Annotated in this window: 14 protein-coding genes; 9 read left to right on the top strand and 5 right to left on the bottom strand. The window is 73.0% G+C overall.

Annotated elements, in window-relative coordinates:
* From AB0J72_RS50560 to AB0J72_RS50590, 7 genes are read left to right on the top strand one after another with little or no spacing between them, the layout of a single operon-like run.
* Entirely contained in the window at nucleotides 1-1,251 is a 1,251-nt protein-coding gene (locus AB0J72_RS50560; RefSeq protein ID WP_363413609.1) for an extracellular solute-binding protein, read from the top strand.
* A gap of 2 nt (nucleotides 1,252-1,253) precedes the next feature.
* A complete protein-coding gene (locus AB0J72_RS50565) occupies nucleotides 1,254-2,138 on the top strand; it encodes a sugar ABC transporter permease (protein WP_363413612.1) in 885 nt (294 codons plus the stop codon).
* Nucleotides 2,135-2,941, top strand: a complete 807-nt coding sequence (locus AB0J72_RS50570) for a carbohydrate ABC transporter permease (protein ID WP_363413615.1) — start codon at nucleotides 2,135-2,137, stop codon at nucleotides 2,939-2,941. Before AB0J72_RS50565 ends, AB0J72_RS50570 begins: the two co-directional genes overlap by 4 nt.
* On the top strand, nucleotides 2,941-3,537 hold the full coding sequence (locus AB0J72_RS50575) for a hypothetical protein (protein ID WP_363413618.1): 597 nt from the start codon (nucleotides 2,941-2,943) through the stop codon (nucleotides 3,535-3,537). Before AB0J72_RS50570 ends, AB0J72_RS50575 begins: the two co-directional genes overlap by 1 nt.
* Before the next feature lie 60 nt (nucleotides 3,538-3,597).
* Nucleotides 3,598-4,989 carry a ricin-type beta-trefoil lectin domain protein gene (locus AB0J72_RS50580; protein WP_363413621.1) on the top strand — a complete coding sequence of 464 codons (1,392 nt, stop codon included), beginning with the start codon at nucleotides 3,598-3,600 and terminating at the stop codon, nucleotides 4,987-4,989.
* Nucleotides 4,990-4,991: 2 nt separating this feature from the next.
* Nucleotides 4,992-5,852 (top strand): family 43 glycosylhydrolase, encoded by an 861-nt coding sequence (locus tag AB0J72_RS50585; protein ID WP_363413624.1) that lies wholly within the window; start codon nucleotides 4,992-4,994, stop codon nucleotides 5,850-5,852.
* The gene (locus tag AB0J72_RS50590) at nucleotides 5,849-7,264 is read left to right on the top strand and encodes an RICIN domain-containing protein (protein WP_363413627.1); all 1,416 of its coding nucleotides are present in this window, start codon (nucleotides 5,849-5,851) and stop codon (nucleotides 7,262-7,264) included. The genes AB0J72_RS50585 and AB0J72_RS50590 overlap by 4 nt, the downstream gene beginning before the upstream one ends.
* A 57-nt stretch (nucleotides 7,265-7,321) precedes the next feature.
* Here the strand turns inward: AB0J72_RS50590 and AB0J72_RS50595 are convergent, their stop codons facing one another.
* From AB0J72_RS50595 to AB0J72_RS50605, 3 genes are read right to left on the bottom strand one after another with little or no spacing between them, the layout of a single operon-like run.
* Nucleotides 7,322-8,764, bottom strand: coding sequence for a serine hydrolase domain-containing protein (locus AB0J72_RS50595; protein WP_363413630.1), 1,443 nt, complete (start codon nucleotides 8,762-8,764; stop codon nucleotides 7,322-7,324).
* Nucleotides 8,765-8,792: 28 nt separating this feature from the next.
* Nucleotides 8,793-9,266: an ArsR family transcriptional regulator gene (locus tag AB0J72_RS50600; RefSeq protein WP_363413632.1), complete on the bottom strand. Its 474-nt coding sequence runs from the start codon at nucleotides 9,264-9,266 to the stop codon at nucleotides 8,793-8,795.
* Between the two features lie 32 nt (nucleotides 9,267-9,298).
* The gene (locus AB0J72_RS50605) at nucleotides 9,299-10,513 is read right to left on the bottom strand and encodes an MFS transporter (protein ID WP_363413633.1); all 1,215 of its coding nucleotides are present in this window, start codon (nucleotides 10,511-10,513) and stop codon (nucleotides 9,299-9,301) included.
* A gap of 69 nt (nucleotides 10,514-10,582) precedes the next feature.
* Between AB0J72_RS50605 and AB0J72_RS50610 the strand changes: the two genes are divergently transcribed.
* On the top strand, nucleotides 10,583-11,191 hold the full coding sequence (locus AB0J72_RS50610; protein ID WP_363413636.1) for a class I SAM-dependent methyltransferase: 609 nt from the start codon (nucleotides 10,583-10,585) through the stop codon (nucleotides 11,189-11,191).
* Between the two features lie 34 nt (nucleotides 11,192-11,225).
* Here AB0J72_RS50610 and AB0J72_RS50615 read toward each other — a convergent pair whose 3' ends face one another.
* Complete coding sequence (locus AB0J72_RS50615) at nucleotides 11,226-12,152, bottom strand: LysR family transcriptional regulator (protein ID WP_363413639.1); 927 nt, start codon at nucleotides 12,150-12,152, stop codon at nucleotides 11,226-11,228.
* A gap of 56 nt (nucleotides 12,153-12,208) precedes the next feature.
* On the opposite strand from AB0J72_RS50615, the gene AB0J72_RS50620 reads away from it, so the two are divergent.
* Nucleotides 12,209-13,513, top strand: coding sequence for an FAD-binding protein (locus tag AB0J72_RS50620; protein WP_363413642.1), 1,305 nt, complete (start codon nucleotides 12,209-12,211; stop codon nucleotides 13,511-13,513).
* A gap of 25 nt (nucleotides 13,514-13,538) precedes the next feature.
* Here the strand turns inward: AB0J72_RS50620 and AB0J72_RS50625 are convergent.
* A partial coding sequence (locus AB0J72_RS50625) for a LuxR C-terminal-related transcriptional regulator (RefSeq protein WP_363413645.1) occupies nucleotides 13,539-15,069 on the bottom strand: 1,531 nt, incomplete at its 5' end.

The following is a 15,069-nucleotide window of genomic DNA, read 5'->3' on the forward strand; positions in this document are numbered from 1 at the left end:
ATGCACCGTTCCCGGTTCGGTATAGCCGCCGCAGTCGCCCTCGCGTTGACGCTCACCGGCTGCGGCAGCGGCGACGACCCCGGCACGGCCGGCGGCAAGACCGTGCTGACCGTGTCGCTGTGGAACTACGCCAGCACCCCGGAGTTCAAGGCGCTCGTCGAAGGCTTCGAGGCCGAGCACCCGGACATCGACGTGCAGCCGGTCGACATCCTCGCCGACGACTACGCCAAGAAGGTCACGACCATGCTGGCCGGCGGCGACACCACCGACGTCATCACGATGAAGAACGTCACCGACTACGCCCGCTACGGCACCCGCGGCCAGCTCGCCCCGCTGACCGACGAGGCGAACAAGCTCGACAAGAGCGCCTACCTGGGCCTGGAGCCGTTCAACCTCGACGGGAAGTACTTCGCGCTGCCCTACCGCTCGGACTTCTGGGTCCTGTACTACAACAAGAAGCTGGTGAAGGACGCCGACCTGGCGAAGCTGACCTGGCAGGACTACGCGCAGCTGGCGAAGGCGTCCACGACCGGCAGCGGCGCCGACAAGGTCTACGGCACCTACCAGCACGTGTGGCGGTCCGTGGTGCAGGCCGTCGCGGCCGCGCAGACCGGCGGCGACCTGCTCGGCGGCGACTACGGCTTCATGAGCGCCCAGTACACGATGGCGCTGGATCTGGAGAAAGCCGGGGCGACCCTGCCGTGGGGCACCGCCTCCACGCAGAAGGTCTCCTACAACACGATGTTCTCCACCGGCAAGGCCGCGATGCTGCCGATGGGCACCTGGTACGCGGCGGCGCTGCTGCAGGCCAAGGCCGACAAGAAGTCCGATGTGGACTGGGGCATCGCGCCGCTGCCGCAGGTGAGCGGCGGCACGGTGACCACCTTCGGCTCGCCGACCGCGTTCGCCGTCAACAAGAAGGCCAAGCACGCGGACGCGGCGAAGCGGTTCGTGCTGTGGGCGTCCGGTGAGAAGGGCGCGGCCACGATCGCGAAGATCGGCGTCACCCCGGCCTACCACAGCGCCGCCATCACCGACGCGTACTTCGCGGTCGCCGGCATGCCGGGCGACGCCCTCGCCAAGAAGGCGTTCCAGCCCGACAAGGTGGTGCTGGAGATGCCGGTCAGCGACAAGTCCTCCGACGTCGACGCGATCCTCACCGAGGAGCACCAGCTCATCATGACCGGCAGCAAGACGGTGAGCGCCGGCATCGCCGAGATGGGCAAGCGGGTCAAGTCCGAGGTCCACTGAGCATGACGACCCACGCCGCGAGGCGCCGCAGCCGGACGCTCGTCGGCTGGGCGTTCATCCTGCCCAACTTCCTCGGGTTCGCCGCGCTCACGCTGGTGCCGGTGGTGATCGCCCTCGCGCTGTCGTTCATGCGGTGGGACTCCTACTCCGACCCCGAGTGGGCCGGGCTGGACAACTTCCGCCGCATGGCCGGCAGCGACACGTTCTGGACCGCGCTGACCAACACCACGTACTACGCGGCGGGCCACATCCCGCTCACCCTGGCCGCGTCGCTCGGGTTCGCGGTCCTGCTCAACCGGAAGCTGCGCGGGGTGCGGTTCTTCCGCACCGTGCTCTTCTTCCCCTACATCACGTCGCTGGTCGCCGTGGCGGTCGTCTGGAACATGCTGTTCAGCCCCGAGTTCGGGCCGGTGAACCAGCTGCTGCGGGCGGTCGGCGTCGACGGCCCGCCGGGCTGGACGACGTCGACCACCTGGGCGATGCCGGCGGTGATCCTGACCAGCGTCTGGCGGGACATGGGCTACTACATGATCATCTACCTGGCCGGGCTGCAGGGGATCCCGGCGTACCTGTACGAGGCGGCCGAGATGGACGGCGCCGGCCCGTGGCAGCGCTTCCGCCACATCACGGTGCCGGCGCTGCGCCCGACCACGTTCTTCGTGGTCATCATGCTCACCATCGCCAGCTTCAAGGTCTTCGACCTGGTGCAGGTCATGACCGAGGGCGGGCCCGGCCGCTCCACGCTGGTGCTGTCGCAGCTCATCTTCCGCGAAGGCATCACCGAGGGCCGCTTCGGCTACTCCTCGGCGATCGCGATGGTGCTGTTCGTCGTCGTGCTGACCGTCACCGTCGTGCAGTTCCGGCTCCAGCGCAGGAGCGAGCGGTGAGACGGATCGCGCTCCACGCCCTGCTGGCCGGCCTCGGCGCCGCCGTGCTGATCCCGTTCCTGTGGATGCTCGTCTCGTCGCTGAAGCGCGACAACGAGGTGTTCACCGTGCCGATCCAGTGGATCCCCGAGGAGCTCCAGTGGGGCAACTACGCCCGGATCTGGCAGGAGATCCCGCTCGGCACGTACCTGGGCAACTCGCTGATCCTCGCGGTCAGCATCACCGTCCTGCAGGTGCTCACCGGCAGCTTCGCCGCCTACGGCTTCGCGAAGGTGCGCTGGCCCGGCCGGGACGCGCTCTTCCTCGCCTACGTCGCCACCATCGCGGTGCCGTGGCAGGCGTACATGGTGCCGCAGTACATCCTCATGGAGAAGGCCGGGCTGGTGAACACCCGCACGGCGCTGATCCTGCTGCAGGCGTTCGGCGCGTTCGGCGTCTTCCTGATGCGGCAGTTCTACCTCAGCATCCCCGACGAGCTGATCGAGGCGGCGCGGCTCGACGGGCTCACCGAGTTCGGCATCTGGGCGCGGGTCGCGCTGCCGCTGTCCAAGCCGGCCCTCGCCAGCCTCGCGCTGCTCACGTTCGTCAACACCTGGAACGACTACATGGGCCCGTTCATCTACCTGACGAGCAACGACCTGTGGACCGTGCAGATCGGCCTGCGCTCGTTCGTCGGGGTCTACGACTCGGAGTACGCCATGATCATGACCGGCTCCGTCATCTCCGTCCTGCCGATCCTCGCCGTGTTCCTGCTCGGCCAGCGGTACTTCGTGCAGGGCGTCGCCACCACCGGGATGAAGTGATGTCCGCCCGCACCTGGGACCTGATCTGGTCGTGGACCGCCCGGGTCCTCGTCGTGAATCTGGGCATCGCCGTCACCAACCTGCCGCTGCTGCTCGCGCTGTCCGTGGTGGACCGGCCCTGGCGCTCCCCGGTGTTCTTCGCCGTGCTGTCGCTCGGCCTCGGCCCGTCCCTGGCGGCCGCGTTCGCGCACCTGCACGGCGACCCGTTCGTGCGGTCCTACCGCCGCCACTTCGCCGGGGCCGCGCTGCGCTGGTCGGTGGTCGTCGCCGGGCTCGGCGTGCTCGCCGCCGACGTCGTCGCGCTGCACGACGCCGACCCGGGCGCGCTGCTCGTGCCGATGCTCGCCGTCCTCGCCGTGCTGCTGCTCGCCGCCGGGGTCCTCTGGCTGGCGATGCTGCCGCTGCACCATCCCGGCGGCGCCCGCGGGGCGCTGTGGGTCGCGGTGCGGCGGTGGCCGCTCAGCCTGCTCAGCCTCACCGTCCTGGCCGCCGCCGCGGCCGCCGTCAACCAGGCGCCCGTGGCCGGTCTCGCGACCGTGCCCGGCTGCGCCCTGCTCGTCGCCTGGCACAACAGTCGGGTCGCGCTCACGACCTGACGCACCCATTCCGTCAGGGGCGGGGCCGCCAACCCCTCCCACACCCCACAAGGAGTGCCGATGTCCGCACCCCATCCACGATGGCGCCGGCTGGTCCTCACCGCCGCCGTCCTCGCCGCCAGCACCGTCGCCGCCGTGCTGCCGGCCGCCACCGGCCACGCGGCGACCTCGGGCTTCCACGGCGTCAACTGGGCCGACCCGCGGGACAACTTCACCGACGACGCCGTCGTCCCCAGCGGACTGTCCACCGCCGACAGCTACGCCACCACGAAGGCCAAGGCCGGCCGGATCCTCGACGGCTTCCGCACCGACCTCGGCGCCAACACCGTCCGGCTGCCCGTCAACGCCGCCAGCGTCGGGACCGCCTGGTGGAACTCGTACACCGGCGCGATCGACGCCGCCACCGAGCGCGGGATGAACGTCATCCTCAGCTACTGGGAAGGCGACTCGTCCCGCGACGGCAAGGTCGACAACGCGACCGCGTTCTGGTCGATGTGGCAGACCGCGGTCGGCAAGTACGCCGGCAACGCCCGCGTCTACTTCGAGCCGATGAACGAGCCGCACGGCTACAGCTTCACCGACTGGAGCGCCATCTGCGCCACCTGGCTGGCCAACTACGCGTCCGTGCCCAGGGGGCGGGTGATCCTGTCGGGGACCGGCTACAACCAGGACGTCAAGCAGCTCGGCGCCGACGGCCGCTTCACCGGCACGCTGCTGTCGGTCCACCTGTACAAGTTCTTCTCCAGCAACACCACCTACGCCCAGTTCAAGGCGCAGCTCGCCAACGAGGTCGGCGCCTACGCGAGCCGCACCATCCTCGACGAGTGGGGCGCGCCGATGACCGACGGCACCAACTACCACGCGGCCGGCAGCACCAACCCGTTCGTCACCTACCTGCAGGCGTCGTCGGACTTCGCGCGGGAGAACGCGATGGGCACCGTCTACTGGCCCGGGCTGCGCAACGGCGACCCCTACTCGATGGAGACGCTCGTCGGCACCTACCCGAACACGACACTGCTCAACACCAACTCCTCCGGCCGGCACCTGCTGCTGGCCAGCTGGGGTGTCAGCGCCGCGCGGACCGGCACCGTCAAGGGGCTCGCCGGCAAGTGCCTCGACACCGTGGCCAACGGCACCGCCAGCCCGAAGGTCGTCATCGCCACCTGCACCGGCGGCGCGAGCCAGAGCTGGACGCTCGACGGCGGGGCGCTGAAGTCCGGCGGCCGCTGCGCCGACGCGACCGGCGGGGCGACCGCCGACGGCACTCGCATCATCACGTACGCGTGCAGCGGCGCGGCGAACCAGCAGTGGATCCTCGTCGGCAACCAGCTGCGCAACGGCAAGTCCGGCACCTGCCTCGACGTCCCGGCGTCCAACAGCGCCGACGGCACCCAGGTGACCATCTACAGCTGCAACAACGGCGCCAACCAGCGCTGGACCCTGGGAGGCTGACGATGCAATCCATCATCCGGTGGATTACCGCCGGCATCGCGCTGCTGGCCGGGGTCATGGTGGCGCCGGCTCCCGCGGCCGCGGCCACCACGCTCGTCTACGCGACGTTCAAGGGCGACGCCGCCGCCGACGAGGAGCTGTGGATCTACCAGTCCACCAACGGCGGCACCAGCTACAGCGTGCTGTCCGACACCAACTTCCGCGGCCCGACCGGCGTCCTGCGCGACCCGGGCATCCTGAAATACAACGGGAAGTACTACATCGCCTACACCGTCCAGTCGTGGACCACGAACTCCACGTACTTCGCCATCGCCAGCAGCACCAACCTCACGACGTGGACGAACATCGCCACCGTCAACTCCGGCATCGCCAACACGAAGTTCACCTGGGCACCGGAGTTCTACGTCGAGGGCAGCACGGTGCGGATCATCGCCAGCGTCGCCGCCACCACCTGCTCGGCCTGTTTCCGCCCGTACGTGTACACCGCGCAGAACACCGCGCTCACGTCCTGGAGCGGGCCGGCGCAGATGTGGGGCCTCGGCACCAACCACATCGACACGTTCGTCGTGAAGTCCGGCAGCACGTGGCACGCGTTCACGAAGAACGAGACCACGAAATACATCGAGCACTGGACCACCACGAAGAACCTCACCGAAGGGTGGGTCAACAAGGGCAACCTGTGGAGCTCCGGCTACGAGGGCCCGTCGCTGGTGCGCCTGGACAACGGCTCCTGGCGGATCTACGTCGACAAGTACACCAACGGTGGCATCTGGACGGCGACCAGCACCGACATCGACACGTGGACCGGCCTCAGCGCCGTCGGCTGCTCCGGCTGCCGGCACGGGACGGCGATCCCCCGATGAGACGACTCCTCGCTCTTGCCGTGCTCGCGCTCCTGTGCGTGGCGACGCCCGCGCGGGCCGCCACCGTGACCGTCGCCAGCGGCGGCCAGTTCCGCGACACCGCCGGCAACGTCGTGCACGCGCACGGCGGCGGTGTGCTCAAGGTCGGCCAGTACTACTACTGGTTCGGCGAGAACCGCAACGCCGACAACACGTTCCGCAGCGTCTCCGTCTACCGGTCCACCGACCTGCGGACCTGGGAGTTCCGCAACAACGTGCTGACCCAGTCGTCGCACGCGGAGCTGGCGTCGGCCAACATCGAACGCCCCAAGGTGATCTACAACAGCTCGACCGGGCAGTTCGTGATGTGGATGCACAAGGAGAGCGCCACCGACTACTCGGAGGCCCGCGCCGCCGTCGCCACCTCGTCCACCGTGGACGGTGCGTACACGTACCGGGGCAGCTTCCGCCCGCTCGGGCACATGTCGCGGGACATCACCCTGTTCCGCGACGACGACGGCACCGCGTACATGATCTCGGCGGCGAACGAGAACGCCGACCTGCACGTGTACCGGCTGACCGCCGACTACCTCGGCGTCGGCACCCTGCTGCACCGGCTGTGGCAGGGCTCGTGGCGCGAGGCGCCCGCGATGTTCAAGCGCAACGGCGTCTACTTCCTGCTCACCTCCGGCGCGACCGGCTGGGCGCCGAACCAGCAGAAGTACGCGACCGCCACCTCGGTCGCGGGGACGTGGACCGCGCTGCAGAACGCCGGCGACAACACGGCGTTCGGCTCGCAGACCGCGTACGTCCTGCCGGTGCAGGGCAGCACGACCACGTCCTACCTGTACCTCGGCGACCGCTGGGCCGGGGCGTGGAGCGGGCGGGTCAACGACTCGCAGTACGTGTGGCTGCCGCTGCAGTTCCCGACGAGCACCAGCCTGTCGCTGAGCTGGTCCCCGGCGGTCAGCATCGACACCGCGACCGGGGTGGTGCAGGGCACCGCCGGGCCCGCCGAGCAGCTGGTCGCCCGGCACAGCGGCAAGTGCCTCGACGTGGCCTCCGGCTCCGCCGCGGACAGCGCCCGGACCCTCCAGTACATCTGCGGAAGCGGCCTGAACCAGCGCTTCACCGTGCAGGACCTGGGCACCGGCTACGTGCGGCTCGTCGCGCGGCACAGCGGCAAGTGCCTGGACGTCACCAGCGCCTCGACGTCCGACGGTGCGACCGTCGTGCAGTACACCTGCGGCGGCGGCACCAACCAGCAGTGGCAGGTCCAGGACGCGGGCGGTGGCTACGTCCGGTTCGTCGCGCGGCACAGCGGCAAGTGCCTGGACATCAACGGCGCCTCGACGGCCGACGGCGCCGGCGGCATCCAGTGGACCTGCGGATCGGGCACCAACCAGCAGTGGACCCGACGCGTGGCGGCGTAAGGGCTCCACCGGCCGAAGCCGTGCCGCCGCGGCTGGGAACGCGGCGGCACGGTCAGGTCACATCACCAGCAGCACCGCGGCGACCGCCGCGGCCCCGGAGAAGGCGGCGGCGGTCCAGCGCCACCACGGGCGGCCCGCGACGAGCGGCAGGTCGCGCCAGCGGGGGACGGCCACACAGAGCACGGCGGCGGTCGCGGCCACGCCGAGCGCCCACACGAGGCCGGGGACCGCGAGCCAGTCGCCGGCCCGGTACGCGAGCAGCGGCATCACCACCGCCCACACCATCGACGTGGCGAGCCTGACGCGGTCGGTGCGGCTTCTGGCCGTGATGAGCAGGCCGGCCGCGCCGAGGAAGCTCAGGCCCACGGCGAGCAGCACCGCGAGCGGCGTCCGCTCCGGGCCGGTGGCACCGGACGGGGTGACGCCGAGCAGGCGCCGGCCGACGGGGTCGACGTCGCGGTCGGTGTTGCCGAGCACGACGACACCGCGGCCGGTGGCGCGGTCCACGGCCAGGAACGAGCGGAACCCGCCGGTGCCCCCGTTGTGCCACGTCAGTGCGGTGCCGCCGTAGCGGGTGGTGAACCACCCGTAGCCGACCCGCTCGCCGCCCTCGCCCGTGTCGAACCGCGGGGTCAGCGCGTCGATGCCGGGCGCGGTGCCGGCCTGCACGGCGGTCACCAGCCGGGCGAGGTCGGCGGCGGTCGACCAGACGCCGATGCCGGCCGGCGCCCAGCCCTCGCCCCGCCACGGATCCACCCGCCGCCCGGCCGCGGTCCCGCCGGTCGCGCGCCCGGCCGGCAGCGCGGTGCCGTCGGGGTTGACCGTCGTCGCCGCCATCCCGAGCGGGTCGAGCAGCCGGCTGCGCAGCAGCTCCTGATACGGCACGCCGGCCCGCTCGGCGAGCGCCTGGCCGAGGACGGCGACCCCGAAGTTGGAGTAGTGCATGGTGCCCGTGTCGCCGGGGCGCTGCCCCGCGGCGGTGTGCAGCAGCCATTCGCGGTGTTGTCGCCGGTACGGGTCGGCGCCGCTCACCCTGGCGGACCACAGGCGGGCGGCCTGACCCGCCGACCCGATCGGCACGCTGCGCAGGCCGGCCCGGTGGCTGGCGAGCTCCGCGACGGTCACGTCGCCGGCGGGGCCGCCGATCGACGGCACGAGCGCCCGCAGCCGCTCGTCCGGCCCGACGCCGGAGTCCGCGAGCAGCATGCCGGTGAACGTCTTGACGATGGAGCCGATCTCGAACGGGGTGTCCGCGGTGACCGGCGTCCCGTCGCCGCGGTCGCCGATGCCGGCCGTCCGGACCCCGCCCGGCCCGATCAGCGCGACGGCGAGCCCGCGGTAGCCGTCGGGGTCACCGGCGGCCGCTCTGAGGTCGGCGGCGAGGGCGGCGTCCCCGGTGGTGCCCCGGTCCGGGTGCGGTGGCCGGGGCGTGGCCAGGAGCGCGGCGAGCGCCCCGGTGAGCAGGGCGGTCGCGACGGTCACGACGACACGGTGCGGCATGGTCCGGCTCCTTCCGGCACAGACTTCTTCAGCGGCGCGCGGCCGCCAGGATGGTCAGCAGCGGCACGACCCGCTCCGGCGGCACGCTGTAGTGCCCGCGGCCGGCGGTCCGCAGCCAGCCCGCGGCGGTCAGCTGGCGCAGGTGGTGGTAGAGCTGGCCGCTGGTGCCGAGGCCCTCGGTGCCGGCGAGGTCGGTGCTCGCCCGCACGCCGCCGAGGATCTCCCGCAGCAGCCGCAGCCGCATCGGATGCGCGAGCGCCGCCAGCGCCGCCGCGAACTCCTGCCAGTCCTCGTCGAGCAGCTGCCCGACCGGCGTGCCGAGCTGCCAGTCGTAGTGCTCGCCGGTCGGCAGGTCGACGGTGCCGGTGAAGAGCACCGCCCCCTCGTCCGGCGCCAGCTCCCGCAGCCGCTCCAGCGCCCAGAACGCCGACCCGTCCACCTGGGACGGCTCGCCGAACACTCGGGCCTCGAGCGCGGCCACCCGCTCCTCCAGCGACGCCATGAGGACGATTCTACGTAATTACGTAGGAGCGTTCAAACCCGCCCCGGCTGTACGGGCGCGGCGGTGGTCATGTGCCGGACGGTGGGCCACCAGATGAGCAGCTCCGCGACGGCCAGCGCGAGCGCGAACGGGGCGAGGGTCCACAGCCCGGACCGGTCCGCGATGGCGCCGGCCAGGAAGGGGAAGAGCGCGCCGCCGAGCACCGACACGCCGTTGAGCAGGCCGATCGCGGTGGGGGCGAGGTCGCCCGGGGCGAGGGCGGGCGCGATCGCCATCGTGGTTGGGAAGACGGGGCCGAGCCAGAAGCCGAGGAGCGCGAGGGCCGCCACCGCCGTCGCGGGCACGAGCCACAGCAGCGCCGCCGCCAGGGTGACGCCGATCAGGCAGGCGGTCATGAGCCGGTTCGCGGTCCAGCCGAGACGGGCCGCGGCCGGGCTGAGCACGAAGCGGCCGGCGGTCAGGCCGAGCCAGTAGCCGCTGACCGTGTAGCCGGCGAGGAGGTCGCCGTGGCCGCGTTCGGCGACGAGGTAGCTGAAGCCCCAGTTGCCGACGCTGATCTCCAGCCCCACGTACACCGCGAGGAACACCGCACCGAGCAGCACCGCCGGCCGCCGGCCGGCCGCGCGGACCAGACCGCGGGCGGGCGGCGGGTCTGGAACGGCGGTCGGAGCGCCGGCCGGGGCGCTGCCCGCGGTGGCGCGCAGCGTGAGCTGGAAGCCGGCGACGAGCGGCACGCACGCCAGGGCGAGGACCAGCCACACCGAGGTCCACGCGGTGAAGCCCAGCATCCAGGTGGCGAGGGGCGGGCCGATCAGCGCCCCGACGCCGAAGAACGCGTGCAGCCAGTTGAGCAGCGTGGTGGAGCCGGGCAGGGCGGCGAGGTACGCGTTGAGCACCGACTCGAGGACGCCGGTGCCGTACCCGGCGACGACCTGCACCCCGACGAGCACCGCGAACGCCGGGCGGGTCGCCGTGCAGAGCCCCGCGGCGATGAACGCGGCGCCGCCCGCGGTCAGCGCCGTCCTGGCCCCGAGCCGGTGGATGAGCGTCCCGGCGGTCGCCCCGGCGAGCAGGAACCCGGCCGAGAACGCGAAGAACGTGACGCCTATCGTCGCCTTGTCGAGGCGGTAGTCCAGCAGCTGCGCGGGCAGCAGCACACCGCCGACCCCGGCGCTCAGGCCGGCGAGGACGAAGGTGGCGTAGGCGAACACGATCGGCGCCACGGCGCGCGGATGAGACGCTGACACCGGCTCATCATGCCGAACCATCGACGCCGGATCGCCGGTTCGGTTTTTCGAAAGTGAAAGGAACAGCGGATGTCGGACCGCAACGCCTGGCGGGAGCTCATCGAGGCCGACCCGGAGCACTCGCAGCGCTACATCGAACGGTTCCGGTCGATGGCCGAGGCGGGTGCCGACCTCGTCGGCGAGGCTCGCCTCGTCGACGCGATGCTGCCCCGCTGCGCCCGGATCCTCGACGCGGGCTGCGGCCAGGGCCGGGTGGGTGGCCACCTCGCCCGGATGGGCCACGACGTGATCGGCGTCGACCTCGACCCGGTGCTGATCGCGGCCGCCCGGGACTCCTACCCGTCCGCGACCTGGCTCGTCGGCGACCTGTCGGAGCTCGACCTGCCGGCCCGCGAGGTCCCCGACGGCTTCGACGCCATCGTCTGCGCCGGCAACGTGATGACGTTCGTCGCGCGGGACACCCGCCGCGAGATCCTGCGCCGGATGCGGGCCCACCTGCGGGGCGCCGGCCGGGTCGTCATCGGCTTCGGCGCCGGCCGCGGCTACGGGTTCGAGGACTTCCTCGCCGACGCCGACGCCGCCGGCCTGGCCCCGGACCTGCTGCTGGCCACCTGGGACCTCCGCCCCTTCACGCCGGACTCCGACTTCCTCGTCGCCGTCCTGCGCCCGGCTGGGTAGCGCCGGCCGGTCCGCCGCAGTGCTGCGTCGCGGGTCACGGGTCGTGGGTGGTCAGGTCGTCGGCGGCGCGGGCGAAGGCCAGGACCTTGGCGGTGGCCCGGTCGCGGTGCCAGGCCAGGCCCCACTCGACCGGCGGCGCGTCGCGGAAGGGCACGTAGGCGACGTCGGGGCGCACGTAGTAGCGCCGCACGTGCGCGCCGACCGGCAGGACGCCCCGCCCGGAGCCGGCGAGCATCAGCGCCTCCTGGAACGTGGCGGCCGGCGGGCCGGTCGGGATCGGGCGGCCCGCCGGGGTGCTGCCGGGGTTGCGGTCGCGCAGGGTCGACGCGGGCAGGGTCGGCGGCAGCTGGAGCATCGGCACGCCGGCGAGGTCCTCCACGGACACGGTGTCGCGGCGGGCGAGCGGGTGCTGCGACGACACCGCGAGCATGCGCGCCTCCCGCACCAGGGCGCGGCCGGTGTCCAGGAGCGGGTCGTCCACGGGGAGCCCGGTGAGCGCCACGTCCACCGACCCGTCGTGCAGCCACGGGACGACCTCCGCGATCTGCGCCTCCCGGATCCGCACCTCGCAGCCGGGGTGCCGGCGCCGGAACCCGTCCGCGACCCGGATGACCAGCTGTCCGGCGGCCGCGCCGACGAAGCCCACGACGAGCTCGCCGGTCATGCCCCGCCCGGCGGCGACGGCCTGCCGCACCGCCGCCCCGATCTGCGCCCACGCGGGCTGGACGTCGTCGTGCAGCCGCCGCCCGGCGTCGGTCAGCTCCACCCGTCGGCTGGTGCGGTGGAACAGCGGCACCCCGACCCGCCGCTCCAGCTTCCGGATCGTCTGGCTGACCCGGGTCGTCGAGACGCCGAGCCGTTCGGCGGTCCGTCCGAAGTGCAGCTCCTCGGCGAGGACGATGAAGGCGTCCAGCTCGTGCCGCTCCAGCATGCCGCCCCCGATCGTGAAGTCCCGCTTCATGATCGTGCCACAAACGTGCGTTGATCATCGTGCGGGTCCGGCCGAGACTGGAGCGCATGCCGAAGCTCACCGCACTGCGTACAGCCGTCGAGGGCCGCGTCCTGCTGCCCGGCGACGACGGGTTCGACGCCGCCCGCCGTCCGTGGAACCTCGCGGTCGACCAGCCGGCCGCCGCCGTCGTCGAGGCCGCTCACGCCGCGGACGTGGCCGCCGTCGTGCGGTTCGCGGCGGCGGCGGGGCTGGCCGTGGCGCCGCAGCCGACCGGGCACGGCGCCACCGGCAACACCGGCGACGCGATCCTGCTGCGGACCGGCCGGCTCGACGAGGTCCACGTCGACGCCGCGGCGCGCACCGCACGGGTCGGCGCGGGCGCGACCTGGGGCGCGGTCCAGGCGGCCGCCGGCCCGCGCGGGCTCACCGGCCTGGCCGGCAGCTCACCGGTCGTCGGCGTCACCGGGTACACGCTCGGCGGCGGGATGAGCTGGTTCGGCCGTGCGTTCGGATGGGCCGCCGACAGCGTCACATCCTTCGACGTCGTCGATGCCGCCGGTGTACCGGCGAAGGTCACCGCGGACAGCGACGCCGAGCTCTTCTGGGCGCTGCGCGGCGGTGGCGGCGACCTCGCGGTCGTCACGGCCGTCGAGTTCCGCCTGCACCCCGCCCCGGTCCTGTACGGCGGCCGGATGCTGTGGCCGGCGGACCGGGCGCCGCGGGTCCTCGCCGCGTTCCGGTCCGTCGCCTGGGAGGCGCCCCGCGAGCTGACCCTGTGGTTCGAGCTGATGCAGTTCCCGGGCGGGCCGCCGCTCGTCGCCGTCGACGTCACGTACCTCGGCGACGCGGCGACCGGCGCGGCCCTGACCAAACCGTTCGCCGAGGCCGGCCCGCCGATGAGCGACAGCCGCGCCGTGCTGCCGGTCGCCGACCTCGGCTCGATCACGGCCGAGCCGGTCGACCCGTCGCCGGGCCTGTCGTTCAGCGCGCTGCTGCACGACCTCGACGGCCTGGCCGGCGCGCTGCTGGACCGGCCCGTCGACCCGCTGCTCGCCATCCAGGTGCGGCAGCTCGGCGGCGCGTTCGCCGGCCCGTCGGACAGCCCGTTCGGCCCGCTGACGGAGCCGTACTCGCTGTACACGCTGGGGATCCCGGCCACGCCGGAGCGCGCGGCGGCGATCCGGGAGCGGCAGCGCGAGATCGTCGCCGCGCTCGGCCCGGCCGTCGCCGGTCGCAAGCCACTGACCGCGCTCGGCGGCGGCGAGTCCGTCGGGGACGCGTTCGCGCCCGGCGTCCTCGCCCGGCTACGCGAGGTGAAGCGGCGCCGCGACCCGGCCGGGGTGCTGCGGAGCAACTACCCGGTCGCGTGAGCGCGGCGGCCTGGAGAGCCGCGACTCAGGGCGCCGGGGCGGAGGCGCCGGCCCGCGTATCGAGGGCGCCGGCGAGGGCGGCGCGCGAGGTGATGCCGAGCTTCGGGAAGGCCCGGTGCAGGTGGGCGCCGACCGTGCGGTGCGACAGGAACAGCCGCTCGCCGATCTGCTTGTTGGTCAGCCCGGTCGCGGCGAGCGTGGCGATCTGCCGCTCCTGCGGGGTCAGCGCCGCCGGTCCGGACCCGACGGTGGCCACACCCGCGGCGCGCAGCTCGTTGCGGGCCCGGTCCGCCCACGGCTGGGCGCCGAGCCGGTCCAGGCTCTCCAGGGCGTCCCGCAGCTGCAGCCTGGCGGCGGTGGTGTCGCGGGTGCGCCGCAGCCATTCGCCGTACGCGAGCCGGATCCGCGCCTGCTCGAACGGCCACTGGTCGGCGCACGGGAGCGCGAGCGCGGCCGCGTAGAGCCGCTCGGCGTCGTCGTCGGGGGCGGCGAGCGCGGCGGCGCCGGCGGTGAGCAGCGCGGTGCGGGACGACACGGCGGCGAGCCCGGCCTGCTGTGCGGCGTCGACGTGCGCCCGCGCCTCGTCGAGGTGTCCGATGTGGACGGCCGCCTCGACGGCGTCGAGGACCATCCACCGGCCAGGTACGCCGAGGCTAGGGTGGCCGGCCCCGTCGATCCGGGCCGCCTGCACGTAGGCGTCCTCGTAGTCGCGCCGGCCGAGCGCGGCGACGGCGCGGGCCTGCCACGCGAGGGCCTGCGTCAGCCCGACGCCGCGCGGCGCCGCCCAGCGGGTCACCTCGTCGGTCAGCATCCGCGTGCGGGCGGTGTCGCCGCGGTACGCCCCGATCAGCGCCAGCCGGCACCGCAGCTGCCCTTCGAGCAGGTGGTAGCCGTCGGCGCGGGCGATCTCGAGGGCCTCCTCCGCCAGCCGCTCGGCCTCGTCCCACTGCCCGTGCGCGATCGAGTCGACGCTGAGCATCAGCAGCCCGGCGATGACCACGGTGACGATGCCGCCGTCGCGTTCCCGGTCGATGACGCGGTGACACAGGTGCCGGTAGGCGGCGAGCGCGTCGAGCTCGATGGCGGCGTACGCGAGCGGGATGAACTGCCACGGCGCCGGGTCGCTGGACAGGTCCTCGAACGCGGTGGAGAGCCGGTGCCGCAGCGGGTCGGCGGTGCCGACCGGGTCGGCATACGCGTCGTAGCACAGCTGCAGCGCGGTGACGGCCCGCGGGTCGAACCTGTTCAGTGCAGCCCGCAGCAGCTCCCACGGCCCGGGACGTCCACTGTAGACACACACGAACAGCAGCGCGTAGAGCACGCCGTAGGCGTCCCAGCCGTCGCCCGGCGTGCCGTCGAGGTCGTCGAGCGCCCGGGCGAGGAGGCGGTGGGCCGCATCGACGTCGCCGCTGCCGTTGGTCAGCAGGTGCGCGGTGGCGGCGAACACGAGACCGGTGGCGGTGTGGGGGGTCTGCCCGGCGTCGTTGAGCAGCTGCGGCACCCGGTCGAGCTGGCCGGTGACGTTGGCGAGGAACGCCGCCTCGACGAGCCGCCGG

Origin of the sequence: Dactylosporangium sp. NPDC049742 (assembly GCF_040674675.1) — a bacterium.
In the GTDB taxonomy this organism is placed as follows: domain Bacteria; phylum Actinomycetota; class Actinomycetes; order Mycobacteriales; family Micromonosporaceae; genus Dactylosporangium; species Dactylosporangium maewongense.

Bases quoted from the DNA above. Each gene is read 5' to 3' on its own strand.
- AB0J72_RS50595 (WP_363413630.1), bottom strand. From the start codon at position 8,764: ATGCCGCACCGTGTCGTCGTGACCGTCGCGACCGCCCTGCTCACCGGG.
- AB0J72_RS50580 (WP_363413621.1), top strand. From the start codon at position 3,598: ATGTCCGCACCCCATCCACGATGGCGCCGGCTGGTCCTCACCGCCGCC.
- AB0J72_RS50610 (WP_363413636.1), top strand. From the start codon at position 10,583: ATGTCGGACCGCAACGCCTGGCGGGAGCTCATCGAGGCCGACCCGGAG.
- AB0J72_RS50575 (WP_363413618.1), top strand. From the start codon at position 2,941: ATGTCCGCCCGCACCTGGGACCTGATCTGGTCGTGGACCGCCCGGGTC.
- AB0J72_RS50590 (WP_363413627.1), top strand. From the start codon at position 5,849: ATGAGACGACTCCTCGCTCTTGCCGTGCTCGCGCTCCTGTGCGTGGCG.
- AB0J72_RS50560 (WP_363413609.1), top strand. From the start codon at position 1: ATGCACCGTTCCCGGTTCGGTATAGCCGCCGCAGTCGCCCTCGCGTTG.
- AB0J72_RS50615 (WP_363413639.1), bottom strand. From the start codon at position 12,152: ATGAAGCGGGACTTCACGATCGGGGGCGGCATGCTGGAGCGGCACGAG.
- AB0J72_RS50565 (WP_363413612.1), top strand. From the start codon at position 1,254: ATGACGACCCACGCCGCGAGGCGCCGCAGCCGGACGCTCGTCGGCTGG.
- AB0J72_RS50600 (WP_363413632.1), bottom strand. From the start codon at position 9,266: ATGGCGTCGCTGGAGGAGCGGGTGGCCGCGCTCGAGGCCCGAGTGTTC.
- AB0J72_RS50585 (WP_363413624.1), top strand. From the start codon at position 4,992: ATGCAATCCATCATCCGGTGGATTACCGCCGGCATCGCGCTGCTGGCC.
- AB0J72_RS50620 (WP_363413642.1), top strand. From the start codon at position 12,209: ATGCCGAAGCTCACCGCACTGCGTACAGCCGTCGAGGGCCGCGTCCTG.